Below are 24,083 nucleotides of genomic sequence, written 5' to 3' on the forward strand. Positions count from 1 at the left end.
TGCCTAAGCTAGGGAAGTGAGAAATCAAGGGATGGAAAAACAGGAACCTCTCTTTGATGAAGAATGAATGTAAGGAGTGAAGCATCAATGGAAACACGTGCTGTCGTTATTGAAGCCTATGGTGGAAAAGACCAATTAAAAGAAGCAACGGTCCAATTACCAGAATTAAAAGCAAATCAATTATTAGTCAAAGTTGCCGCAACGTCCATCAACCCGATCGATTGGAAATTAAGAGAAGGCTATTTAAAACAAATGTTTCCGTGGGACTTCCCAATTATTTTAGGCTGGGATGTCGCAGGGGATATCGTAGAAATAGGTGCTGACGTGACAGAATTCAAAGTTGGTGATGCGATCTATGCCCGCCCTGAAACGACTCGTTTTGGGACGTATGCTGATTACGCCATCGTGGATGCTGAGTTAGCAGCGATCAAACCAGAAAACCAAAACTACGCAGAAGCAGCTGCAGTGCCATTAGCTGGTTTGACTGCTTACCAAGCGTTGTTTGAACACGGTCGTTTAAAAGAAGGGGAAAAAGTCTTGATCCATGCCGGAGCAGGCGGAGTTGGTACCTATGCGATCCAACTAGCAAAAGCAGCTGGCGCTTACGTCATCACGACGGCTAGTCCTCGTAACCATGAGTTATTGCAAAAACTTGGTGCCGATGAGATCATCGATTACCATACGACAGATTTTGAAGAAGTCTTGCAAGACATCGATTTGGTCTTTGATACGATGGGGGGCGACACCCAGAAGAAAAGTTTCACTGTCTTAAAACCTAAGGGCCGTCTGATCTCGATTTTGAGTATTGAAGACGAAGACTTGGCAAAAGAAAAAGACATCTTCGCCAAAGCAATTTGGTTACGAACCAACGGCAAACAATTGGCAGAATTGACAGAGCTGATCGAAGCAGAAAAAGTCAACAGTATCATCGGTGCAACCTTCCCATTGACAGCACAAGGAATTTACGATGCCCACGCATTGAGTGAAACACACCATGCAGTCGGCAAGATCGTTATTGAAAACCAAGACAATTTCATCAGCCAAGACGCAGAATAAAGGAGGCTGAACCGATGCGCTTATGGCATGAAGCGCTGATACCTGCTTTGCCTCGGCAGCAGCTGTTAGGCCAGCATCGTGAAGCAGCAGCCTTACGGGGGCTAGGCTGGGGCAAGAAGCACGCAACGGTCGATTACGTTTTTACCCATCCGCCCTATAAATTGTTTCAATACCATCAGTTAGTGCTGGATGAAATGACCTATCGAGGCTATCGGCCAGCACCTGAATGGTACGATCCAGCGTATCGTGGCAAAAATCTGCCGCTGGAACCCTCCGTTCAAGCTGTTCCTTTGACTACCCCGATCTATCCAGAACATGATGAAGCATACTTGGAAGAATGCTTAGTGAATCTCCATAGTAAAGGAATCTATCTTTAAAGACCAAACACTTTCCTGAATTTTTGTTCGGGAAAGTGTTTTTTTGCTTTAAAATCGTCAACTTACAAAAAGTAAGCATATTGTTCGCAACTTTTTTTGTTCCTTGTTATAGTGAGAACAGAGAATCAGTAATGAGAAATGAGGAAAAGAAAATGACCATCAATCACAGAAATCTTGAATTTGGGTTAGATACTTTTGGCGATCTAGCCTTTGATGATACAACGAAAGAACGGATCAGTTACAGCGAATCGTTGCGCAATATCGTAGCGGAAGGAAAATTAGCCGATGAAGTCGGCATCGATGTCATTGCCTTAGGGGAGCACCATCGGGAAGAATATTCGATCTCAAGTCCTGATACGGTACTAGCGGCGTTAGCGATGGTTACCAAAACCATCAAATTAGGTACCGGTGTAACTGTCTTGAGTTCGGATGATCCCGTGCGGGTCTACGAACGGTTTGCGACCGTTGACGCGTTGTCGAACGGTCGTGCACAAATCATGCTGGGACGAGGATCTTTTACTGAATCATTCCCTCTATTCGGCTATGACTTGCAAGATTATGAAGAACTATTTGAAGAAAAAACAGCGATGTTCAGTGAATTGAGAAAAGGCAAACCATTAACTTGGGAAGGCAAGTTCACGCAATCCTTAAAAAATGCCGACGTTTTTCCAAAAATCGAGGGACACCAATTAGATACCTATGTAGGTGTCGGTGGAACCCCTGAATCGATCATTCGTGCCGTCCGTTATGGGTTTCCCGTTATGTTAGCGATCATCGGTGGCGAACCTGCTCGTTTTGCGCCCTATGTTGATCTGTATAAAAAGGCAGCGCAGCAACTGGGACAACCGATTTTGCCAATCGGCATGCACTCCCATGGTGTGATCGCCGACACCGACGAAGAAGCCTATGAAATCGGCTGGAACTACATTAAAAAGAGCATGGACAAAATCGGTCTTGATCGCGGCTGGCCAGCCATGAGCAAAGAGCGCTTTGACTTTGAAGTCGAACATGGGTCTTACTATGTAGGCAGTCCAGAAACCGTGGCGCAAAAAATCGCTCGTATGATGCCGCAAGTCGGTGTAGAACGCTTTGATCTGGTTTACGGTACTGGCGGCCAGCTGCAAAAAGACCGTTTCAAAACGATTGAATTGTATGGAACCAAAGTGATTCCACGAGTGAAAGAATTGTTGGCAGCAGGTGATGGCAATGCCTAAAACCATCGGTATTTTAGGCGCAGGCAAGTTAGGCTTAGCGCTCGCAAATCTTGGTGCCCAGGCGGGCTATCGGGTCTTGATCGCTAGTACGAAGCCAGCAGAAAAAATCGCCTTGTCCGTTTCTGTGTTGGCTCCGGGAGCGATCGCAAAAAATGCCGTTGAGGTGATGGCAGAAGCCCAAACAATCATTTTGGCAATCCCATTGAGTAAGTACCAACAGCTGCCAGCAGAAGCTTTGGCTGGCAAGCTAGTGATCGATGCCATGAATTATTGGTGGGAAGTCGATGGCAAAGAAACAGAATACTCATCCATCGAGCAGACTTCTTCGGAACGTGTGCAACGCTATTTTTCCCAAAGTAAAGTAGTCAAAGGATTCAATCATATGGGGTACCACGACATCCAAGAGGAATCCTTGCTGACGAGAACGGCTACTCAAGGAACTGTCAAAAAAGCCATCGCCATTGCTGGTGATGACCAAACCGCCCTCGATCAGACAGCAGAAATCATTGCTGCCTTCGGCTTTGATCCCTTTCCTATCGGTGCTTTAGCTAATGGCATCATGTTAGAACCCGGTAGTCCTTTCTTTGGTGCCAATCAAACCAAAGAGGGATTGACGGCATTGATGAAGGAGTTTTGGAGCAGTGAGAAAGGGCGAGCGTTTCTGGCGCGTCCTTCCGCTGTGAGTAACAAGCAACAGGCTCCCCAGTAAAAGTGCCGCCTCAATGTACGACTGGATACGATAAAAACAACCCTCTTCTCAAAAAAGAAGAGGGTTTTTCCCATCCAGTCAAATCAGCACGTGGTCGCTAAAAAATGCAATGTGATTGTTACGATTGTGATTCGTAAGCAGTGGTTGTTACGTTTACGTCTCTGCCAGACGTTCCATAGTGTACATATTAGCCTGTACCTGCTTTGTGCTCGCCTTTGACACCCACCCATGTTTGTTAAAGATCGACTAGCCAGTTGGTTTGTTGGATCTTTCCATCTAATTCTCGCAGCTGTTTGGCGGTCGCATTCAATTGCTCCGTTAGCGTTTTTGTATCGATCGTGCGCACCAGTCGAATTTCGTTGCGACCCATTCGGGGAGCTGCTTTGGTTTCATCCAGTGCTTGCGTAAGCAGTGCATGCTTACGGCGCAGCTGTTCTCGCTGTTCTAGTGCTTCCATCAGTAATAACGCACTATCTGCTAAAGAGGCAGTCGCATTTTTCCGATTGATGGCAACGACTAATTCTGAATACTGTTGATTGATCTCATCGTATTCCTTGAACAATTCTGTAATACTGCGATCCAAGGTATCGCCTTCTTGGACTAACACACTACTAGAGATTTCGTTGCGCAATTGAAACAGACGATTGTTCAAATCCCGTCTTAAAAGTAACGCTTCTGCTAATTTCATTTTGGTACACTCCTTTTTACAAATGAGAACGGCTTATCTAGTTCTTATCCTAGAGAAGAACGTGATGAAAGGCAAGCAAGACGCAAAACAAGCTCTGATAGAAAAATCATAAAAAACTGAATATTCGCAATTCTTGTTGACTTCCAAAAACACCAATAGTATACTTTAAAACAATCATGAAATTGACAAAAAAACGTCATTTGCCTGTTTTTTAGATAAAAAGAAAGACGATGAAGAGAAGAGTAGCTTTGGAATCTGTTAGAAGAGAACCCGGATGGTGAGAAAGGGCAGCAGAAAAAAAGTGAAGATGAGCTCTGAGTGATCTGATTTGTTCACGCAAATCAGACGGAAAGCAGCCGTTACCGTGCCAAGTATCTTAGCGTACTGTTGAGGTGCCATTTGTGAGAATGGTGCGAAAAAGGGTGGTAACACGAAAATCTCGTCCCTTTGTTTGTCAAAGTTGATAAGCAAAGGGATGAGGTTTTTTCTTTTTATCGTTGAATGCGTTTTTTGCTGTCATGAAAAACACTTGCGTTGGTTGCGCAATCACATAGGAGGAAGAATGAAAATGATCTGGAAGAAGCGTTTATTGGTGGCAGCAGGAGTGATTGGGTTGACCCTTTCTGGCTGCACGTCAACAGGAAATACCGAGGGATCAGAGGCTGAAACTAACGGAGCGCCGAATCAAGCGATTGCGGTGAGTCTACCAGCTGAGCTGACGACTCTCGATACGACCCAAACGACGGATAAAGCAACGTTTACCATCGTACAACATTTATTCGAAGGGCTTTATCGTTTCGATGAAAACAGTGAACCAGTTCCAGGCTTGGCAGAAGGAGTCGAAATCAGTGAAGATGGCAAAACCTATACCTTTACTTTGCGAGACGATGCGAAGTGGAGCAATGGCGAAGCGATCACTTCGGCTGACTTTGCATATGCGTGGAAAAAGTTAGTTGATCCAGCAACTATGGGACCAAACGCCTATTTGTTGGATAATGTAGTCAATAGTAAAGACATTCGTGAAGGCAATGCAGACGTAGAAACGATTGGTCTGGAAACCCCAGATGACGCGACCTTTATCGTGCAGTTGGAGCAGCCGCAGCCTTCGTTTTTATCCTTGATTTCCATCGGCTGGTTGGCACCGCAAAATCAAGCCTTTGTTGAAGAAAAAGGCGAGACCTATGCCCGGACAAGTGAAGATTTGTTGTATTCTGGTCCCTTTACTTTAACCGATTGGCAACAGACAGGAGACGAGTGGACGCTAGTGAAAAACGGCCAATACTACGATGCTGATGTCGTTCAATTGGAGGAGATCAAAGGCTCCACCATCAAAGAAGAAAATACGGGGATCCAATTGTTTGAAAGCGGCGACCTTGATTTGCAAAAAATCAGCGGGATCTACGTCCAACAATACGGGGACAATGAAGAACTAGTTACGCAAAACGATGTGGCGAACTTTTTCTTAGACTTCAATAAAACCGCCAACGATGCCTTAGCAAATGTTCATGTGCGTAAAGCGATCGCGTTGGCGATCGACAAAGAAAGTCTCGTGGATAATGTGTTGAACGATGGAGCGAAAGTTTTAAATGGATTGATCCCTACCGGCTTAGCTGCGAATCCAAATACTGGCGAAGATTTTCGAGCATATAGCGGTGATTACAACCTGTATGATTTAGAGGCTGCCAAGGAAGAGTGGGAAAAAGCCCAAGCGGAAATTGGCGAAAGTACGACGCTGCGTTTGTTAGTGACAGATGATGACAATGGCCAAAAAATCGGGGAGTACTTGCAAAGCCAACTGCAAGAAAACTTGCCAGGCTTGTCGATCTCCATCAACAAACAGCCACGTGCCAGCTTGAATCAATCAAGAGCAAATAGTGATTATGAGCTTTCCGTTTCTGGCTGGATCGCTGGAAGCAGTGACATGGATATGTTCTTTATCTTATACAAAAACGGCGCTTCCTTTAACTACGGCGGCTATGTCAATGAAGAATATACGGCGTTGACGGAAGATGCGCGCACCGTTCATGCCAATGACCCCGATCAATATTTTGAAGATTACAAAGCGGCAGAAGAAATTTTGTTGGAACAAGATGCTGCGCAAGTCCCTCTTTACCAAAGTGCTTCAAATTATCTGATCAAATCAAATGTTAAAGACATCCAATTCCCAGCTTATGGTGCGCATTTCTTTTTCCGCACCGCCTATGTTAGTGAATAAGGGGAAAAATAGTTGAATGAAACGCGCATGTTTATTCGATGAACATGCGCGTTTTGCAACAAAAAAAGCAGTTCAGAAAGCTGAACTGCTAAATGCGGAAGATGGGAGTTGAACCCACACGAGATAAACTCACACGCGCCTGAAGCGTGCGCGTCTGCCATTCCGCCACTTCCGCATAAGATAAAGATAATCCTTTCTAGGAAGAAATGCAAGTCCAATCTCACAAAAAGGAGCCCGCCAGCGGGGACTGGCGGGATAGGAGTAAAAATGAAAAAGTGTTAGGGTTGTTTGTTGGTATACATTTATAATAGCGTGTAAATGTGAAAAAAAATTGACGAATCAAACAGAATTCTGAGAAGAAATCGCCAAGAAAAAGTGAAACCATCTAAAACAGTCAGAAGACAAAAAGGAGCCCGCCAGCGGGGACTGGCGGGAAGGAGTAAAAATGAAAAAGTGTTAGGGTTGTTTGTTGGTATGCATTTATAATAGCGGGAAAATGTGAAAAAAAATTGACGAATCAAACAGAATTCTGAGAAGAAATCGCCAAGAAAAAGTGAAACCATCTAAAACGGTCAGAAGACAAAAAGGAGCCCGCCAGTGGGGACTGGCGGGAAGGAGTAAAAATGAAAAAGTGTTAGGGTTGTTTGTTGGTATACAGGTATCATACCGAGAAAATATGAAGAATTTTCGCGTGAAATTTAGAAATTGCGTGAATCTTTTGACAAATTATGGCTTCTGTTTGAATTTTTTCTTAAAAGAGAATTGACAAAAGGCACAAGCTTTGATAATTTTAATGAAACAAAATGCAAACGCGATGAAAAAGAAAGTAGAATCACGGGCGTTGTCTAGCAGAGAGTTCCAGCAGGTGAGAAGGAACGACAACAAATGATTTGAAAATGACTTTGGAGCGGATTTTCTGACTAATTAGGAAAATACGGTTGCCCCGTTAACAAGCGACAGTCTCCGAGTGTTCTCGGGTACTGAATGAGGTGAGGCCTGTGAAGGTTTTACAGATTAAGGTGGTACCGCAGGTGATGCCCTTAGCTTTGGCTAAGGGCTTTTTTTGTGTCTGTAGGGTCAGCTGTTTCATGCGAAGGTTTTGTTGAAAAGGAGAAAGGTTGTTGGGAGGAGAGAAAATGCACAAATTAGTGGTTCAAACCGATTTTGGTTTGCAAGATGGAGCGGTCAATGCGATGTACGGGGTAGCCTACCAAGTGGCACCAGAGCTGGTCATTGCGGATTTGACTCATGAGATCGAGCCATACAACATTCATGACGCCAGCTATCGCCTGCTGCAAAGCGTCACCTATTGGCCAGCAGGAACAGTCTTTGTTTCAGTGGTCGATCCTGGCGTAGGGTCTGATCGACGAAGTGTGGTTGCCAAGCTGGCGACCGGGCAGTTGGTTTTGACACCAGATAACGGCACCCTGACCTATTTAGCGACTTATATCGGAATCGCTGAACTTCGGGTGATCAATGAGGCAACTGAGCGCTTGGCAGGATCAGCCGAAAGCCATACGTTTCATGGTCGGGATGTTTATATGTATAATGCCGCTCGGCTCGCCAGCGGTGCCATCAGCTTTGAAGAGCTAGGAACACCTGAACCTAAAGAAGCGATCCAAGTTTTTGCCATTGAAAAGCCAAGCCAAACAGCTGAAACGATCACAGGGACGATCGATATTCTCGATATCCGCTTTGGTTCGTTGTGGACGAATATTCCCCACACGTTCTTTAAGCAATGGCAGGTCCAATACAATGAGTCGCTGCTCGTCAGTATCTACTACCAAGATACCCTGCGTTATCAAGAAGAAGTGCGTTTCGGACGCTCCTTTGCGCAAGTGGCAGAACAAGAACCCGTCTTATATGTCAATTCCTTGCTGAATATCGGTTTAGGACTCAACTTGGCTTCATTTGCTGAAACCTATAAAATCGGCACTGGCACAAATTGGAAAATTACCCTCAAAAAAAGGAGAAATGAAAAATGAATCAATCAAAATTTACAGTAAAACACATTGTTGCAATCGGTATCGGTGCTGCGGTCTTTTTCGTCTTAAAACGTTTCGTCACGATTCCGACGGTTTTCCCAAATACAGATATCGCCACAGCCTATCCTTTCTTGGCGCTATTAGGCGTTGTCTACGGTCCGATCGTGGCTGGTTTAGCAGGCTTTATCGGTCATGCTCTAGGAGATTTAACGACTTATGGTCCATGGTGGTCTTGGATCGCCGCCTCTGGGATCTTAGGGGTGTTCTTCGGACTTTTGACTCGTTGGATTCCAATCCAGCAAGGAACCTTTGGCGCTAAAGAAATTCGGACCTTCTTGATCGGTGAAACGATCGCAAATTTGGTCGTCTGGGTGATCATTGCCCCGATCGGGGATATTTTGATCTATGGCGAACCAGCGAACAAAGTCTTTACGCAAGGAGTCATTGCGGGATTGACCAATGCAGTCGTAACTGGGATAATCGGAGTGATCCTGCTAAAAGCCTATGCCCAAACCAAAACCAAAAAAGGCAGCTTGAGCAAGGAATCCTAACCAAAGAAATGTGTGAAGGCTAAAAAATGAAACAAAAAATCATTCAATTTACGAATTTTTCTTTCCAATATGATGCACAAGCGGAACCGACCTTGAAAAACATCGATCTAACGATCTATGAAGGAGAAAAAGTCCTGATCGTCGGTGCCAGCGGTTCTGGCAAAAGTACATTAGGAAAATGTTTGAACGGTTTGATCCCGCAAAACGACAAAGGCAGTAGTACTGGAGAATTGACGATCGGTACCAATACCTTTGGGCAAGCTTCCATCTACGAGCTGTCTTTGACCGTCGGCACGGTGCTGCAAGACACCGATAGCCAATTTGTAGGCTTGACCGTAGCAGAAGATATCGTGTTTTCATTGGAAAACGATCAGCGCAGTCAAGCAGTGATGCAAGAGGCGCTGCATTTTTGGGCAGAAAAGACCGACTTAATGGATCATTTGGCGAAAAAACCGCAGGAATTATCGGGTGGCCAAAAGCAGCGTGTTTCAATGGCAGGTGTTTTGATCGATGAAACACCGATTCTACTGTTTGATGAGCCGCTAGCCAACTTGGATCCGCAAACAGGTGTGGAAGCCATCAAAATGATCGACCAGCTGTATCAAGAGAAGCGTTTTACCACCATTATCATTGAACACCGCTTAGAAGAAGTGCTAGCCGCCGCTGTCGATCGCATCATCGTGATGGAAGAAGGCCGCATCCTTGCCGACAGTACACCGAATGAACTATTAAAAACGGACATGCTGCAGCAAGTCGGCATTCGTGAACCGCTGTATTTAGCCGCCTTAAAAAAAGCGGGGGTTCCCGTGACCGACGCTGCTGATTTGGTCGCGGTAGAAGCGTTTGCATCACCTGAGATTGCCGAAAAACTGACTCAGTTTCAAGAAAAATTTCCGAAACCGGCGCTTCCTAGCTACCAGCCGCCGTTGTTGGAAGCAAAAAATCTATCGTTTTCCTACCAAGTGGGCAAACCCATTTTGCAGGCACTGGATTTTACCATCCATCAAGGAGAAATGATTAGTTTGGTCGGGCATAATGGCGCAGGAAAATCGACCTTGTCCCATTTGATTACCGGCTTTTTGACTCCGACTTCTGGCAAATTACTTTGGCAAGGAACGGACATGGGCAATGATTCCATCAAAGAACGAGCGCAAAAAATCGGGTATGTGTTGCAAAACAGCAATCAAATGCTGTCAAAAAACTTCCTGTTTGACGAAGTTGCCTTAGGCTTGCGCAACCGAAACGTTCCAGAGTCTGAAATTACAGAAAAAGTTCATCAGACCATAAAAATCTGTGGTCTTTATCCGTTTCGCTCATGGCCATTGTCGGCACTAAGTCATGGGCAAAAACGCCGAGCCGCCATTGCAGCGATCCTCGTCTTAGATCCTGAACTCATTTTATTGGATGAGCCGACAGCGGGACAAGACTATCGCCATTACACCGAAATGATGCAATTTTTACAGGAGTTGAACCAGCGGGGATTAACGATCGTTATGATCACCCACGATATGCATTTGATGTTGGAGTATACACAGCGGACGATCGTTTTGACAAAAGGAACGATTTTGCTGGACGCACCGCCAGAAGTTGTTTTAGCAGACAAACAAGTGGTGAGTGCCGCGAACCTCAAAGAAACCAGCTTGTACACACTGGCGACCCTTAACCAGCTGACAGATCCCGCCGCTTTTACTGCCGCCTTCATTGCCAGCGAGAAGGAGGGACACGATGGAGAGTAATCTAATCGGCTATCTTGACTGCAAAACATGGATTCACCAATTAAGCGGTGCCGCAAAACTGATTTGTTTTTTGCTGCTATCCATCATCGGGATGATCTCTTATGATACGCGCTTTCTCATTGGACTGGCATTGTTTTCGGTCTTTCTATTTGCCAGTGCTGGAATTCGCTACCGAGATATCGCTTTTGTATTGAAATTTATCATCTTCTTTTCGCTTTTGAATTTGGTGGCGGTCTATCTTTTCGCACCAGAATATGGGGTGGAGATCTACGGTACGCGCCACGTGATTTTCGAAGGGATCGGTCGGTATACATTGACCCAAGAGCAAGTGTTTTATGAGCTGAATCTGTTGATCAAATATTTTGTCACGATTCCTCCAGGGTTGATTTTCTTGTTTACCACCAATCCTAGTGAGTTGGCGTCCAGTATCAACCGCATCGGGATTTCCTACAAGATCGCCTATGCAGTCGCACTGGCTTTGCGTTACATTCCCGATATTCAAGATGATTTTCGGACGATTGCCAAAGCGCAACAAGCACGGGGCGTGGAGCTTTCTAAAAAAGCACCTTTGCGCAAGCGAGTGGCAGGCAATGTCGCGATCGCGATTCCTTTGATTTTTTCCAGCTTGGAACGGATCGACCATATTTCTGCTGCCATGGAGCTAAGAAGGTTTGGCAAGCATAAGCAGCGTACCTGGCTGAAAGCTAAGCCGATCCAAGGCAAAGATCTCTTGGCGATTGCTGTCGTTTGCTTGATCGTGGCGCTCGGATTGTCCTTGATGGTCCTTAATGGCGGACGTTTCTACAATCCGTTTCGTTAACAAATCACCCTTTGAAAACTTAAAAAAAACGGACGCATTGTCAATAATGAAAGTGGGACGGATGAGTCAACTCTGATTTATCCGTCCCAGAAATGATCGAGCAAAAAAACGCAGGATAGTCAGTCAATTGACTTTAGCGAGTGCTACAATTGCTAAAGTCAGTTGCTACTAGGTCTGCGTTTTTTTGCCGATAAAAAAAGGAGCCCGCCAGCGGGGACTGGCGGGATAGGAGTAAAAATGAAAAAGTGTTAGGGTTGTTTGTTGGTATGTATTGATAATAGCGGGAAAATGTGAAAAAAATAGGAAGAGAAAGCAATAGAAGTGTGTCAATCTGTTGATGATTTTCGTAAAACATTCCAGCGGAAGCCTTTTAGATCTTTGATTGACGGAAATGCGAAATAAGGCTACACTGATGGCATCAAAGCAGTACAAGGAGGGGACAGGATGGATGCCATTACGATCAACGGACTAAGCAAACAATACAACAAGAAGTACGCCATCGAGAACGTATCATTGCAAGTGGCAGAAGGAGAGATTTTTGGCTTTATCGGACCAAATGGTGCGGGAAAATCAACGACCATCAAAGTATTGTTGAATTTTATCAAACCAGATGCAGGACAGGCGGCGATTTTTGGACTAGATTGCCAACAAGCAGCCAAAGAGATCAAAACGTTTACTGGGTATGTTTCCAGTGATGTACGGTTTTATTCAAAAATGACGACAGCAGAACTACTGGCATTTACGGCGGATTTTCATCAAGTCAAGCAGCCAAAAAAAGAGATTCAGGAGTTGATGGAGCTTTTTCAAATTGATCCAAACAAATCGATCGCAGAACTTTCTTTAGGGAACAAGAAAAAAGTCGGGCTTGCGAGCGCCTTGATTGCACAACCGAGAATGTTGATTTTAGATGAGCCGACCAATGGCTTAGATCCCTTGATCCAAAAACGGCTGTTTGAAGAGCTTCTCAGAAGAAACAAACAGGGGATGACGATTTTTCTATCCAGTCATGATCTGCATGAAATTCAGACCTATGCCCATCGTACCGCCTTTATTCGTGAAGGACAGATCATCACCGTGAAAGAATTGAGTGAGGAAGAAAATTTCGGCAAAGTTGTAACGCTCACGAATGAGGACAGCCTCTCATTAGCCGGCTTGAAAAATGTACAGGTTCTTGCTCAGGAATCACACAGCCTGCGTTTTTTCTATCAAGGGGACATGAATCAGCTGGCACATTTTTTAACCAATCCTGCCATTAAAGAGTTCACGATCGAACACCCAACCCTTGAACAGCAATTTATGCTCCTGTATGAAGGAGGTTCTCAAAAATGACTTTAATGAAAATCGATCTTAAAAATACCTTCAAAGGCTGGCTAGTCTGGGCGATCCTTTTTGCAGCAATCATTTTTTCATTTACGGCTATCTATCCTCAAATGATTACGCCAGAAATGAAAACGTCGTTAGACCAGATGTTGGGCTCTTTCAGCCCAGAATTACTAGGCATCTTTAACATCCAACTGACAGGACCCTCAAGTTTGGTTTCTCCAACAGGTTTTTTCGGGTACTACTTTCAATACTTATTTATTGCTGCGTGTATTTATGGGATGCTTTTAGGCTTGAACAGTCTGATCACTGAAGAATCAGAAGGAACGATCGAGTATTTATATGCTCAGCCTATTAGCCGCAGAGAAATCGTTGGGTGGAAGTTCTTCGCTCGATTGTTGTTGCTGACTGGCTTTTGGCTGATTGCTTATGGCAGTAGTCTGGCCTCTTTTGCTCTGTTCAAACTGCCTGAAGACGACCTGTCCGCTTTTATAGAAGAAATCAGCAAAATCTTCGTTGCCGAGTATGGTGTCTTAGTCTTCTTCCTCTGTCTAGGTTTCTTTTTATCCACGATCTTGCGTTCCAGCAAACAAACCGCCAGCGTCGGCTTAGGCTGCGTGTTCGGTCTGTATTTGCTCGGCATCGTGGGGGAACTCTACGATAAATTGGAATGGCTGGCAGGACTTTCACCCGTCCGTATAGCATTACCCGTCCAACTCATGGATAACGGCGCCACATCAGTCCTATGGGTACTGCTGCTCGGTATCATCTGTTTCTTTGGCACCTTTTCCCGTTATGAGCGCAAAGACTTGCAGGTCTGAGTATATCAATCAAAAGACAAAAAAAGAGCCTGTCAGCGGGGACTGACAGGCAAAGGAGTAAAAATGAAAAAGTGTTAGGGTTGTTTGTTGGTATGCTTATATAATAGTCTCGAAATGTGAAAAAAGTATGACGAAGCAGGCACGTTTTTGCGAAAAAATCATTGCGAAAGTTAAGAAAGCGTAAAGCGTCCCTTCACCAAAAGGCTTGAAGGGGCAACAAGAACCTAAAATCACTCCGAAGCAGCAGGCGGTTCATGCTGTTTCGGAGTGATTTTTTAGTTGAAGCTACTTGCTCAAGTCAAGGCTATCGACATTAAAGGTGTCGCCATGTGCTAAGTCACCATAACGATAGCCACGGTTAAACCAGTCCACGCGTTGCTGCGATGTGCCGTGCGTAAAACTATCTGGAACAACATAGCCTTGGTATTCTTTTTGCAGTGTATCATCCCCGATGGCATTGGCAGCTGTGATTGCTTCTTGAATGTCGCCAGCTTCTAAGATCGGTTGTCCTTGATAGGTTTCGCCTTGCAAGTATTTCGCAAAAGTACCAGCTAAGTAGTCAGCTTGCAGTTCCAAGCGAACGCTGTACTGATTGTATTCCTTCTCTGAAACTTGCTGGCGGATTTTGTCCAATTGTTGGGTAATCCCCAGCTCATTTTGCACATGATGACCGACTTCATGGGCGATGACATAGGCCATTGCGAAGTCGCCGCTTGCGCCATATTTATCGGAAAGCTCATTGGCAAAGCTCAGATCAAGGTACACATTCTCATCTGCTGGGCAATAAAACGGACCAACCTGTGACGTGGCATAGCCGCATGCCGACTGCACGCTTCCCGTAAATAATACGAGTGTCGGGTCTTGATAGGTTTCTTGCCGCTCTTGAAAAACGTCTTGCCAATAATCTTCTAAATAGCCGAACACGACTGCGGAAAATTCTTTTTCCTCCGTGTACTCACTAGTGCCCACATTTTCTGTCTGGTAATTGGCTGCTTGACCGCTGCCACCCAAGACATCCGGCAGCGAATTTAAATCACCACCGCTAAACAGGAAAAATAAAACAGCGATGATCACCGTACCGATCCCGCCACCAGCAGCCAACATCCCGCCTGAGCCAGATGATCGCCCCGTTCGATCATCGACATTTCTGCTTTGTCTACCCCCACGCCATTTCATGTTATCTCCTCCTATATAAATCCTAGCTTAATTATAAGAGAAAGGCGGCAGATTGTGAAAAAAAGCGCCTTGAAATTGTTATAAAATGCCTTCAGGAGCCTTGAAAATCAAAGTGTACACTCCTTTTAATCATTCTTTAATCTAACAATTAGCCTTCTAATTTGTTACAGTAGCAATAAAATAGAGGTAGAGGGTGAGCGTATGAAAATGAATTATTCGGGGACATCGGAACGAAGGATTTTGATTTTTAAACGGTTGATTGCTGGCGAGCACCTCAGCTATCAGCAGTTAGCAGAGGATTATTTCGTTTCCCGCAGCAGTATTGCAAAAGATATTTCTTATTTAAAAGAACTGTTTCAAAAAGAAAGCTTACGTCTGAGATTTGATAATTCAGGTACATTTTTTGAAGGAAGTGAATCCCAGATTCATCGGGTGCTGAAACGCTTTTGCTTAATGATGCTGGATCAACCAGCGGCGTTTTCCTTGTTGGTGGAACCTGCGAAATACCAGGAAGTAAATCAGGCGTTTCGTCGAGCGTTAGTGGAAAAACAAGTGGAAATGCCCGACAGCTATATCCAAAGTATCGTCCTTTCCATCGTGCTGCTGATCGAACGGGCGAGTCATGCGGAAAACTTAGTGATTGAAGAAAATCGCCAAGTGGGGAAACTGTTTTTGGAGTTCGACAAATATCCGTTAGTCTATGAGCTACTGAAAGAAATCGAAGAACAGCACATTTATCAATTTTCACCAAAAGAAGTGCAATATCTAACCTACCTGATTGTCGGTAGCGGCTTGAAATTTTTTATGAAAAGTGAAAAAGTTCCTTTCGTCTTTCGGGGAAAAGTGCGCAACTTGATTCAAAAAATCAGCGAAGGCTTAGGCACCGACTTGACCCAAGACAATCGATTGGAAGAAGATGTGACGATTCATCTGTATCAACTGCTGTTGCGGATCGAAGCGCAAACCACAGTCATCAACCCTTTGTTAGAGGAAATCAAACAAAACTATCCTGCCTTGTATGGCGTGGTCTGGTTCTCGCTCCATGATTTCTTGAAAGCGTATCAAGTGGGGATCTCTGATGATGAGATCGGATTTGTCACGATCCATTTTCAAGCAGCGATCGAGCGAATGCGCCGCATGAACAAAATCATTTTTGTCTGTCCCAATGGCGTCGGCACTAGCTCGTTTGTCTCTGCGAAAATTCGTCGCATTCTGCCAGAGATCGACAGTATCGAAACCGTTTCAGTAGAAAAATTAAAGCAGATGGACATCTCGGCGATCGATTTTATTATTTCAACCATCGATCTCGTCGAGATTCAAAAACCTGTGGTGCGGATCTCGCCTATGGTGACCAATCGCGACATGAAGCGGATCATGAATCACTACATCGATTTAGTCATCGATAATGAGGCGGCGGTCGATCAAAATAGTTTACTTCTTCAAGCCCAATCGATGATCCAGCCAACCGTCTTTTTCGAGCGATTTGCCAGCAAAACAGAAGCCATCAATTTTTTGATCGAACAAACCCCTTTTAGTGATGAAAAACGAAAAGCGCAGTTTCAGCAATCCGTCATTGAAAGAGAGCAGCTACAATCAACCTATTTAGATAATGGCTTTGCCATCCCTCATGGCAATCCGAATTATGTCGAAAAAACAGCCATCTCGATTTTGCTTTTGGATCAGCCAGTAGAATGGGGCAACCAAAAAGCCGACATCATTATTTTATTGATGATCCGAGAGGATGAGACGCAAAAGGTGGAACCAATGATGAAATTGATCATGCAAGGAATCGAAAACAAAGAATGGTTCCTATCAAAAATGTTGGAGGTTAAATCAGAATGAAAGTGAAGGATTCTTTGCCTGAAAAGCATATACAAACGGATGAGACAGTGACAGATTGGCGCTCAGCCGTAAAATTAGCCAGCCAGCCCTTGCTGGATGAAGCGCTAATTACGTCAGAATACATCGAAGCGATGATTCAAAGTGTGGAAGAAAATGGTCCTTACATGGTGTTGGCGGATTACTTTGCGCTGATGCATGCCCGTCCTGGAGAAGGGGTTTTGGAACAAAGTATGAGCCTTTTAGTAACGAAACAGCCCATCGATCTTGAGGGCAAACCGGTGCGGATATTTCTTGTCTTAGCCGCCGCAGATAGTCAAAGCCATCTAGAAAGCTTGAAAGAGATCATGGCGATCTTTATGGATGAAGAAAAATACAACGTGATATTAAATGGCGATCGGGAACAAATTTGTCAATTATTCCAATAGGAGGAAAAGGATATGAAAATTTTAGCAGTATGTGGATTTGGTGTAGGAAGCTCAATGGTATTGAAGATGACGATCGACAAGGTGATCAAAGAGTTAGGGTTGACGGCAACTGCCGAGAATACTGATTTATCGACGGCAAAAGCGACACCAGCAGATGTTTATTTTACGAGTAATGAATTATTGAATGAGTTAAAAGCATCCGTGAAAGCACCCGTTTATCCAATCAAAAAGTATATGGATAAAGAAGAAGTCAAACAGCAAATGGAAAAATTTTTAGCTGAAAGAGAGGGATAATCATGAATTTTGTCACGGATTATATTTTAAAAAATCCGCCAGTCCTACTGGGGATCATTGCCATGATTGGGTTATTGGTACAAAGAAAACCTTTTGCAGAAGTCGTCAAAGGAACCTTAACAGCTTCCTTCGGGATGGTGGCATTGACGGCTGGGGTAAATATGTTGGTGGGAACGATCGCACCGATCAATGCAGCGGTTCAAACCCAATTAGGCGTTGCTGTGTCAGATGGTCTCTCTGACATCACCTTTACGGCAGAATACGGCGGAACAGTTGGTTTAGCGATGTTTTTCGGACTTGTCATTCATTTATTGATTGCTCGCTTTACACCTGTGAAGACGATTTTCCTCACCGGCCACATGTTGTGGTGGTTCCCATTTGTCATCGTCGCTGGGGGCGTTGAAGGCGGGCTTACTGGAATCCCACTGTTGATCTTAGGGGCGGTTCTATCTGCTTGTTACTGGTCCTTCATGCCATGGATCATGCGTAAATATGTATGGGATGCCACAGGCGATGATTCATTCTTGATCGGTCATCCAACGGGGATCTTGTCATTGGTTTCAGGCTTTGTTGCAAAACGGGTCGGAAACAAAGAAAAATCGACGGAAGATTTGAAAGTGCCAGAAAATCTATCGTTTTTCCGTGAAATATCGATTACTGGCGCGTTAGTGATGTTTTTGATGAATGTCGTCATCGGTTTGATTGCGCCCGTATTAGTTCCTGAAGGGGGCAACTTGGTGATGTTTGCGGTTGATGCTGGCTTGAACTTCGGTGCAGGATTATTGATCATGTTGTATGGGGTACGTCTATTGATCAACCAAATCATTCCCGCCTTTCAAGGGATCGCAGAAAAAGTCGTTCCTGGAGCAAAACCAGCTTTTGATGTGCCCATCTTGTTCAACTATCGTCCAAATGCTGTAATCATCGGCTTTATCGTGGCGATGATCACCTCAACGATTTTAGTGGTCATTGCCAATACGACCAACGTCTTTGGCATTTTGATCGTTCCTTTAGTCATCACCAGCTTCTTTGAATGTGGCGGTGCTGCGGTGATCGGCGAAGGACAAGGGGGCTTGCGAGGTGCCATTATTGGTACGATCACAGCTTCTGTCGTTATGGTAGCACTCGTTGGGATCTCTGCAGCGTTGTTCTCAACGACGATTCAAAACTGGATCTTGATTTTCGGTGGGAACGATTTATCTCTATGGGGCATCCTTGGTGAATTGATCGGCAAGCTGTTTGGAGGGTTTTAAATGTTTCAATACTTTGAAAAAGCAAAAGAACTATTGTCTATTGTAGAAGAAAAAGAAGCACCAGCGATTGAGCAAGCCATTGAATTGCTGACGCAAGCCAACTTGACCAAAAAAGCCATTTACATTTTTGGCGCAAGTCACGCTGGGATCTTAGCCGAAGAGATGTATTATCGAGCAGGCGGCATGATGACGATCAACGCGATCTTTGGAAGAGAACTGATGCTTGATCGTAGCCCAATCACCTTCACAAGTAAAATGGAGCGCTTAGAAGGCTATGGTAGTGCCTTGGCGGCGACCCAACCCTTTACATCAGGTGATGTGCTGATCTTGCATTCGGTGTCTGGGCGAAACCCCGTTATCATCGATATGGCGCTTCATGCCAAAGAAAAAGGAGTCAAGATCATCGCATTAACGAACCTTACCTATTCGAAAACAGTCACCAGCCGCCATACTTCAGGCTTGCGTTTGTTTGAAACGGCGGATATCGTCATCGACAATCATGGGGAGATTGGCGATGCTGCGTGTACGATTCCAGACGTCGAACAAAAAGTCGGACCTACATCCACCGTAGTCGGCGCAACGATCTTAAATGCGATCATCGTTGAAGTTTGCCAAAAACTAAAAGAAGCCGGTGTCGACTATCCGCCGATTTTTTACTCAGCGAACCTAGAGGGCGGGGATGAATTGAACCAGTCCCTGTTTGAAAAGTACCAAGAAGCGATCCATTATCAGCTGTGACTGTATAAGTAACTTATCTTTTTATTAGAACGATCAGAACGAAAAATTTGAAAACTACTAATAGAACGAATTTTCTTGGGGGAATCAATTCGTAAATGTAGGGATCAAATCTCGTTCAGATCGTTTTTTTTGTATTAGAATTTTAGAGCTTAATGAATTTTATTGGTACGATAAGTACCAGGTGTCGACCCTTCAAATTGTTTGAATACCCGAATAAAGGAATTGGTATTTTTAAAGCCGACTTTACTAGCAATTTCATTGATTGAACTTTCTTGTTCGCTCATCAGACGTTTGGCTTTTTCGACACGTAGTTGATTGACGTATGGTTTGAAGGACATGGACAGTCGTTCTTTAATCAACCGGCTTAAATAGGCTTCACTTAGATGAAACTGCTGGGCAATATCTGTTAAACTGAGGTCGCTGCAATAGTTGCTATTAATATATTGAATGATTTCATCTATTTTGGATCCATTATTTTTTTCCATGGTTTCGATCTGAGTGATCAGCGTGTCAAAAAGGGAAAAAATCGTTTTTTTCACATCGGGATCTGAAAACCCTTTTCTTAAATAAAGAAATTGTTTCTTATTTTGATTGTAGAATTCAGGATAGGAAATCTCTTTGATCACAGCAATTCGTTTTATTGTTAAGATCAGAGCGGTTGAAAATTCCTGAAGGAAGCCTAGGGAATGGTTGCTGGAAATATTGATCTCCACGATTTGTTGCAATAATTCTCTGGCATGGACAAAATCATCTACTTTGAAATATTGGATCAATAACTGTTCCTCATCAACGGTATAATTGATTTTATGAAGAGCATTGGATGTTGGAACCGGTATTTGATGGAACTGATCTTCGCCATTGCATTCATCTGACCACTGACAGGTTTCATGAAAGACTTCGATAAAATGTTCAAGAGAATGAAAAGGTTTTGATAGCAAGTAAGTCATTCTTAAGTTCAAACTGTCTTCGATTGTTAGTTTCAATTGATCGATCTCTTTCATGATTTGTGAAAATTCCTGATCATAAAAAAGAATGGCAAGGTGTTTTTCGGAAAAACTGATGATATCATAACACTTGATATGAAGATTTTTCTTGATCAACTGTTTTCGCACATGAATGATCTCTGTTTCATTAAAAGTGGCTTCTTCCGCCATCTCGCCTGAGAAGGTCAGAAAAGCAAAACTCCCACGTTTTTCTATGCCTTCAAGATGGAAAGTGGGCAGTAAACTCTTGCTCATATTGTACGTATATTTTCCGTAAAGCAGATTCTTCAAGAATAGTTCCTTTACTTCTTCTGAGACAGGGGATTGGAGCTGGTTGATCGAACTAGACGACTCGATTATCTGGTGCAAAGCTAAGTTGATATCATCAACTGTTAAAATATCAACATTACTCTTTTTGATTTCATCTAATATTTCTAGATAAGGTTTGTACATCCGCTTACTCAAGAAAATGACGATCAAAGCACCCAGTACGATCAAAACCATTAATGGAAGGAGAAAGGACGAAATTGTAGAGAGTGGAAAACTGCTTTGAATCGCGGTTGTCAATTCATAATTGGCAAAAGGGAGCACCTCTGAATTTTTTATAAAAACGATAGTATCTGATTGGATCTCTTGCTGAATGGTATTTTGTGTAAAATCAGTAAGTATCGGTGAACTAGTCTTACTAGAAGGATATTGTTGATCGATAACTTGTAGTCCTTGATTCATTGGAGACAGTAGTTCATTTTTTTTCCAGTAGGCAAAGAAGTAGAGGGTCTGATTCCCTACTTGCTCTTTATGAAGCATGATCAGCCGTTGATCAAAGGTTTCGAAGATGGAGGAACTGAAGCTGGCATCTGCCAGCATTTCGGAAAGAAGCCCGGATTTTGTTTCTATATTCAAGAAGGAAAAGAAATCATTGTAAACAAAATAGCCGTCAGAACTTACGATGATATGATTTTCTGGATTCAAGATTCCGATAGAGTATTCAAACTGATTCATTAATAAATAGTTTTCACGAATTTCATCATACATCGCTGAAAACAGCGCATAATCAGATTCAGTACTTTGGGAAAACAGTATAATACTTTCTTTTGTTGCTAAAGATTTCATTGAATTGAGGGCAAATCGAAGTTGCTGATCAATGCGAAAAGCACTGTTTTCTAGCGTCATAATACTTTGGGTAGTTTGTTCAGTTTTCCGCTGATTAACTTCATTATTGATGACAATCACCATAATAAAAATAGTATATGCAATGATTACCGTTAAAAAGGTTAAGAATATTTTTCGATATGTTTTTGATTTCATAAGTGCTCCTTTCTTTATTTGGTAACGTTTACATTGATTATAGAGATAAATTAGCTTGAGTCAAATCATCATTATTTGTAGTTGTCTACAAAACTTGATATTAAGAGTAAAAAGTGTATATTTCAACGAATAATAATGATATTCAACAATGGCTAAACAGGCTATATTTAAAGCGCTTACTTTAAGCGATAGAAAATGAAAAAATTTAGGAGGAACGATTATGTCGATGAAAAGAAAAGCTGTATCATTACTGTCTCTACTGACACTACCAATGGTTTTAGCTGCTTGTGGGAACAGCGACGGCTCGTCAAATGGGGACGGGGCAGAGGGGAAAACCGAGATAAAGGTTACTTGGCGCAATACCGGGGAAAACGATAAAATGACCCAATATTTGGAAGAAACATTTATTCCACAATTTGAGAAAGAAAATGAGGACATTAAAATCGTACTTTCTCCGATTACCGCAAGTGAGGGAGACTATTTTTCAAAAGTTGCTCTTTCTATGCAATCGGAGAGCACAGCACCCGATGTAGTGGCAGAAGATTCCTTTATGTTGAATTCTGATGCAAATGCCGGTTACTTAACCAATCTTGATGAATATGTTGCTGACTGGGATCAATGGGATAAATATACAGAAAACTTAAAAGCTGGTGTCATTGCTGAAGATGGTAGTACGTATGCCATTCCAGGAACTTCTGATTCTCGCGGGATTTGGTACAACAAAAATGTCTTTAAGAAAGCCGGTCTGCCTGAAGACTGGCAGCCAACAACTTGGGGGGAGATTATTGAGGCAGCTGAAGCAATCAAAGCTTCCGATGAGAATGTGATCCCCTTAGGATTAGGTGTGGCTAAAGCCAATGGTGAGTCGGTTTCCATGCAGACTTTCCAGATGCTCTTATATGGTACTCAAGATACATTATTTGATAGTGAAACGCGTAAATGGCAAGTGAATACACAAGGGATTATTGACTCTCTGGCTTTTATTGATGAAGTGTATAACCAGAAACAATTAGGTCCTTCTTTATCCATCGCTATTAACAGTAATTATGGATCTGTGATGTTCCAAGATAAATTTCCTAATGATGAAGTCGGCATGCTTTTAGATGGATTTTGGAGTGCCGGTAACTGGGCCGAAAATGGGGCAACTCCTGTTGAGAATATGACAGAACGCTTTGGTTTTGCAGCCATGCCTACACAAAATGGTGGTGAACCGCCATTTACGACCATGTCAGGAGGCTGGACATGGGCCATTCCTGAAAAAGCACAAAACAAAGAAGCGTCTTGGCGAGTGGTTCAAGCACTCGGTGGAAAAGAACAGCAAGCTGCACGCGCAATCGCTGAAGGGAATTTAACCGTCCGAGACGATTCAGCAGAAATAGCTGAATATAAGGAGCAGCCTTTTATTGAACAAGCAACCTCTTTCTTACAATACGCTCATTTCCGTCCTGCAGATGACAAATATCCTAATGTTTCAGTAGAGATTCAAACAATGGTTGAAGCAGTTGCCACTGGCAGCAAGACACCAGAAGAAGCAGCTAGTGATTATGCCGCCAATGTAACAAGGATCGTTGGAGACGATGCCGTTAACTAAATCATTAATAAAGAGAAGGAATTGCAGCAAACAATCCGAATGGAGGCTAACGTTTCTTCTCTTTAAAAAAGAAAGGAGAAAAGAATGGAAAATTCGCTAAAACGAGAGCAGCAAATGTCCAATAGTAAAAAAGCGTTGATCTTTTTATTTCCCAGTTGGCTCTTGCTGCTGATATTTTTTGTTGGTCCAGTTATCTTAACTTTTATCTTTTCCTTCACGAACTTGGCTCTGACCGGTGCTGAAGCAAGTCAATTGCGGTTCATCGGCTTTGAAAATTTTGTGCGCATGTTCAATGATCCGGCTTTTCAAACTAGTGTCGTACGAACCTTGATTTTTGTCATTTTTTCTGCAGTGATCGGTCAATGTTTCTTAGGTTTTTTGATTGCATTTATGATGCGGGAGAAAAATCGAGCCTTTCGGCGAGTCGTTGGTCTGATCATCATTGCTGCATGGGTTACGCCGGAAGTCGTTGTTTCCTTTTGCTGGGTCGCTTTTTTAGGAGATAGCGGAACAGCTAATTGGTTGATGGGACTGATGGGATTTGAGCCGGTTGCTTGGCTGTTTGCGTTTCCTATGATAAGCGTTGTGGTTGCCAATATTTGGCGAGGAACCGCTTTTTCAATGATGGTGTTTCAATCCGCTTTAGATGAGATCCCTAAGGAAGTAGAGGAAGCTGCAGTTATGGATGGCGCCAGCCGCTGGCAAGTGATTCGAAAAATTACGATACCGATGGTCAAAGGTACCATTGCAACGAATTTGATGCTCGTCACTTTGCAGACATTGGGTGTCTTTACGTTGATTTATACTATGACTGGTGGTGGTCCCGGCAATCAGACTGCAACCCTGCCGGTCTTCATGTACAAACAAGCTTTTGTGAGCTATCAGCTAGGATACGGAACAGCGATTTCGCTGGTCTTGCTACTGATTGGTGCTGCCGCAAGCTTGATTTATATGAAAATGCTGAAAGTGAAAGTGTAGGTG

Annotated in this window: 21 protein-coding genes, 1 tRNA gene and 1 other annotated feature; of the genes, 18 read left to right on the top strand and 4 right to left on the bottom strand. The window is 43.5% G+C overall.

What is annotated here, in order from left to right; all coding sequences use genetic code 11:
• Window positions 1–87 precede the first annotated feature (87 nt).
• The 4 genes from IGK61_RS04360 to IGK61_RS04375 all read left to right on the top strand — a co-directional run bounded on the left by IGK61_RS04360 (window position 88) and on the right by IGK61_RS04375 (window position 3,356).
• The gene (locus tag IGK61_RS04360; protein WP_015509211.1) at window positions 88–1,056 is read left to right on the top strand and encodes an NADP-dependent oxidoreductase; all 969 of its coding nucleotides are present in this window, start codon (window positions 88–90) and stop codon (window positions 1,054–1,056) included.
• 14 nt (window positions 1,057–1,070) lie between these two features.
• Window positions 1,071–1,433, top strand: coding sequence for a TIGR02328 family protein (locus tag IGK61_RS04365; RefSeq protein ID WP_010747697.1), 363 nt, complete (start codon window positions 1,071–1,073; stop codon window positions 1,431–1,433).
• Between the two features lie 152 nt (window positions 1,434–1,585).
• Window positions 1,586–2,647, top strand: coding sequence for an LLM class flavin-dependent oxidoreductase (locus IGK61_RS04370; RefSeq protein WP_015509212.1), 1,062 nt, complete (start codon window positions 1,586–1,588; stop codon window positions 2,645–2,647).
• A complete protein-coding gene (locus IGK61_RS04375) occupies window positions 2,640–3,356 on the top strand; it encodes an NADPH-dependent F420 reductase (RefSeq protein ID WP_438844973.1) in 717 nt (238 codons plus the stop codon). Before IGK61_RS04370 ends, IGK61_RS04375 begins: the two co-directional genes overlap by 8 nt.
• Window positions 3,357–3,591: 235 nt before the next feature.
• Here the strand turns inward: IGK61_RS04375 and IGK61_RS04380 are convergent, their stop codons facing one another.
• On the bottom strand, window positions 3,592–4,044 hold the full coding sequence (locus IGK61_RS04380) for a DIP1984 family protein (protein ID WP_005225396.1): 453 nt from the start codon (window positions 4,042–4,044) through the stop codon (window positions 3,592–3,594).
• A gap of 562 nt (window positions 4,045–4,606) precedes the next feature.
• Here IGK61_RS04380 and IGK61_RS04385 point away from each other — a divergent pair.
• A complete protein-coding gene (locus IGK61_RS04385; protein WP_074534932.1) occupies window positions 4,607–6,259 on the top strand; it encodes a peptide ABC transporter substrate-binding protein in 1,653 nt (550 codons plus the stop codon).
• Window positions 6,260–6,352: 93 nt separating this feature from the next.
• On the opposite strand, the gene IGK61_RS04390 is transcribed toward IGK61_RS04385, so the two are convergent.
• Window positions 6,353–6,434 (bottom strand) — tRNA-Leu (locus tag IGK61_RS04390).
• Between the two features lie 630 nt (window positions 6,435–7,064).
• Window positions 7,065–7,304, top strand: a binding site (T-box leader).
• A gap of 91 nt (window positions 7,305–7,395) precedes the next feature.
• Here IGK61_RS04390 and IGK61_RS04395 point away from each other — a divergent pair.
• From IGK61_RS04395 to IGK61_RS04420, 6 genes are all read left to right on the top strand, one after another.
• Window positions 7,396–8,244 (top strand): SAM hydrolase/SAM-dependent halogenase family protein, encoded by an 849-nt coding sequence (locus IGK61_RS04395; protein WP_005225399.1) that lies wholly within the window; start codon window positions 7,396–7,398, stop codon window positions 8,242–8,244.
• Window positions 8,241–8,795 (top strand): ECF-type riboflavin transporter substrate-binding protein, encoded by a 555-nt coding sequence (locus IGK61_RS04400; protein ID WP_074534933.1) that lies wholly within the window; start codon window positions 8,241–8,243, stop codon window positions 8,793–8,795. Before IGK61_RS04395 ends, IGK61_RS04400 begins: the two co-directional genes overlap by 4 nt.
• Window positions 8,796–8,821: 26 nt before the next feature.
• Window positions 8,822–10,531: an ABC transporter ATP-binding protein gene (locus tag IGK61_RS04405; RefSeq protein ID WP_438844696.1), complete on the top strand. Its 1,710-nt coding sequence runs from the start codon at window positions 8,822–8,824 to the stop codon at window positions 10,529–10,531.
• A complete protein-coding gene (locus IGK61_RS04410; protein WP_438844697.1) occupies window positions 10,521–11,351 on the top strand; it encodes an energy-coupling factor transporter transmembrane component T family protein in 831 nt (276 codons plus the stop codon). Before IGK61_RS04405 ends, IGK61_RS04410 begins: the two co-directional genes overlap by 11 nt.
• A 444-nt stretch (window positions 11,352–11,795) precedes the next feature.
• Entirely contained in the window at window positions 11,796–12,680 is an 885-nt protein-coding gene (locus tag IGK61_RS04415; protein WP_438844698.1) for an ABC transporter ATP-binding protein, read from the top strand.
• Window positions 12,677–13,492, top strand: coding sequence for an ABC transporter permease subunit (locus tag IGK61_RS04420; RefSeq protein ID WP_074534937.1), 816 nt, complete (start codon window positions 12,677–12,679; stop codon window positions 13,490–13,492). The genes IGK61_RS04415 and IGK61_RS04420 overlap by 4 nt, the downstream gene beginning before the upstream one ends.
• A 285-nt stretch (window positions 13,493–13,777) precedes the next feature.
• On the opposite strand, the gene ypfJ is transcribed toward IGK61_RS04420, so the two are convergent.
• Window positions 13,778–14,668: a KPN_02809 family neutral zinc metallopeptidase gene (ypfJ, locus tag IGK61_RS04425; RefSeq protein WP_010747705.1), complete on the bottom strand. Its 891-nt coding sequence runs from the start codon at window positions 14,666–14,668 to the stop codon at window positions 13,778–13,780.
• A gap of 201 nt (window positions 14,669–14,869) precedes the next feature.
• On the opposite strand from ypfJ, the gene IGK61_RS04430 reads away from it, so the two are divergent.
• From IGK61_RS04430 to IGK61_RS04450, 5 genes are read left to right on the top strand one after another with little or no spacing between them, the layout of a single operon-like run.
• Window positions 14,870–16,510, top strand: a complete 1,641-nt coding sequence (locus tag IGK61_RS04430) for a BglG family transcription antiterminator (RefSeq protein WP_074534938.1) — start codon at window positions 14,870–14,872, stop codon at window positions 16,508–16,510.
• Complete coding sequence (locus IGK61_RS04435; protein WP_074534939.1) at window positions 16,507–16,935, top strand: PTS sugar transporter subunit IIA; 429 nt, start codon at window positions 16,507–16,509, stop codon at window positions 16,933–16,935. Before IGK61_RS04430 ends, IGK61_RS04435 begins: the two co-directional genes overlap by 4 nt.
• A 12-nt stretch (window positions 16,936–16,947) precedes the next feature.
• Window positions 16,948–17,229, top strand: coding sequence for a PTS sugar transporter subunit IIB (locus IGK61_RS04440; RefSeq protein ID WP_005225413.1), 282 nt, complete (start codon window positions 16,948–16,950; stop codon window positions 17,227–17,229).
• A gap of 2 nt (window positions 17,230–17,231) precedes the next feature.
• Window positions 17,232–18,482 carry a PTS ascorbate transporter subunit IIC gene (locus tag IGK61_RS04445; RefSeq protein WP_016610654.1) on the top strand — a complete coding sequence of 417 codons (1,251 nt, stop codon included), beginning with the start codon at window positions 17,232–17,234 and terminating at the stop codon, window positions 18,480–18,482.
• Window positions 18,483–19,220 (top strand): SIS domain-containing protein, encoded by a 738-nt coding sequence (locus IGK61_RS04450; protein ID WP_074534940.1) that lies wholly within the window; start codon window positions 18,483–18,485, stop codon window positions 19,218–19,220.
• 149 nt (window positions 19,221–19,369) lie between these two features.
• On the opposite strand, the gene IGK61_RS04455 is transcribed toward IGK61_RS04450, so the two are convergent.
• Window positions 19,370–21,511: a helix-turn-helix transcriptional regulator gene (locus IGK61_RS04455; protein ID WP_074534941.1), complete on the bottom strand. Its 2,142-nt coding sequence runs from the start codon at window positions 21,509–21,511 to the stop codon at window positions 19,370–19,372.
• 220 nt (window positions 21,512–21,731) lie between these two features.
• Here IGK61_RS04455 and IGK61_RS04460 point away from each other — a divergent pair, with 220 nt between their 5' ends.
• Entirely contained in the window at window positions 21,732–23,102 is a 1,371-nt protein-coding gene (locus tag IGK61_RS04460; protein WP_074534942.1) for an extracellular solute-binding protein, read from the top strand.
• An 84-nt stretch (window positions 23,103–23,186) separates the two neighbouring features.
• The gene (locus tag IGK61_RS04465) at window positions 23,187–24,080 is read left to right on the top strand and encodes a carbohydrate ABC transporter permease (protein WP_008379138.1); all 894 of its coding nucleotides are present in this window, start codon (window positions 23,187–23,189) and stop codon (window positions 24,078–24,080) included.
• Window positions 24,081–24,083: the final 3 nt, after the last annotated feature.

It is taken from the genome of Enterococcus sp. AZ063, from assembly GCF_051715045.1.
In the GTDB taxonomy this organism is placed as follows: domain Bacteria; phylum Bacillota; class Bacilli; order Lactobacillales; family Enterococcaceae; genus Enterococcus_D; species Enterococcus_D casseliflavus.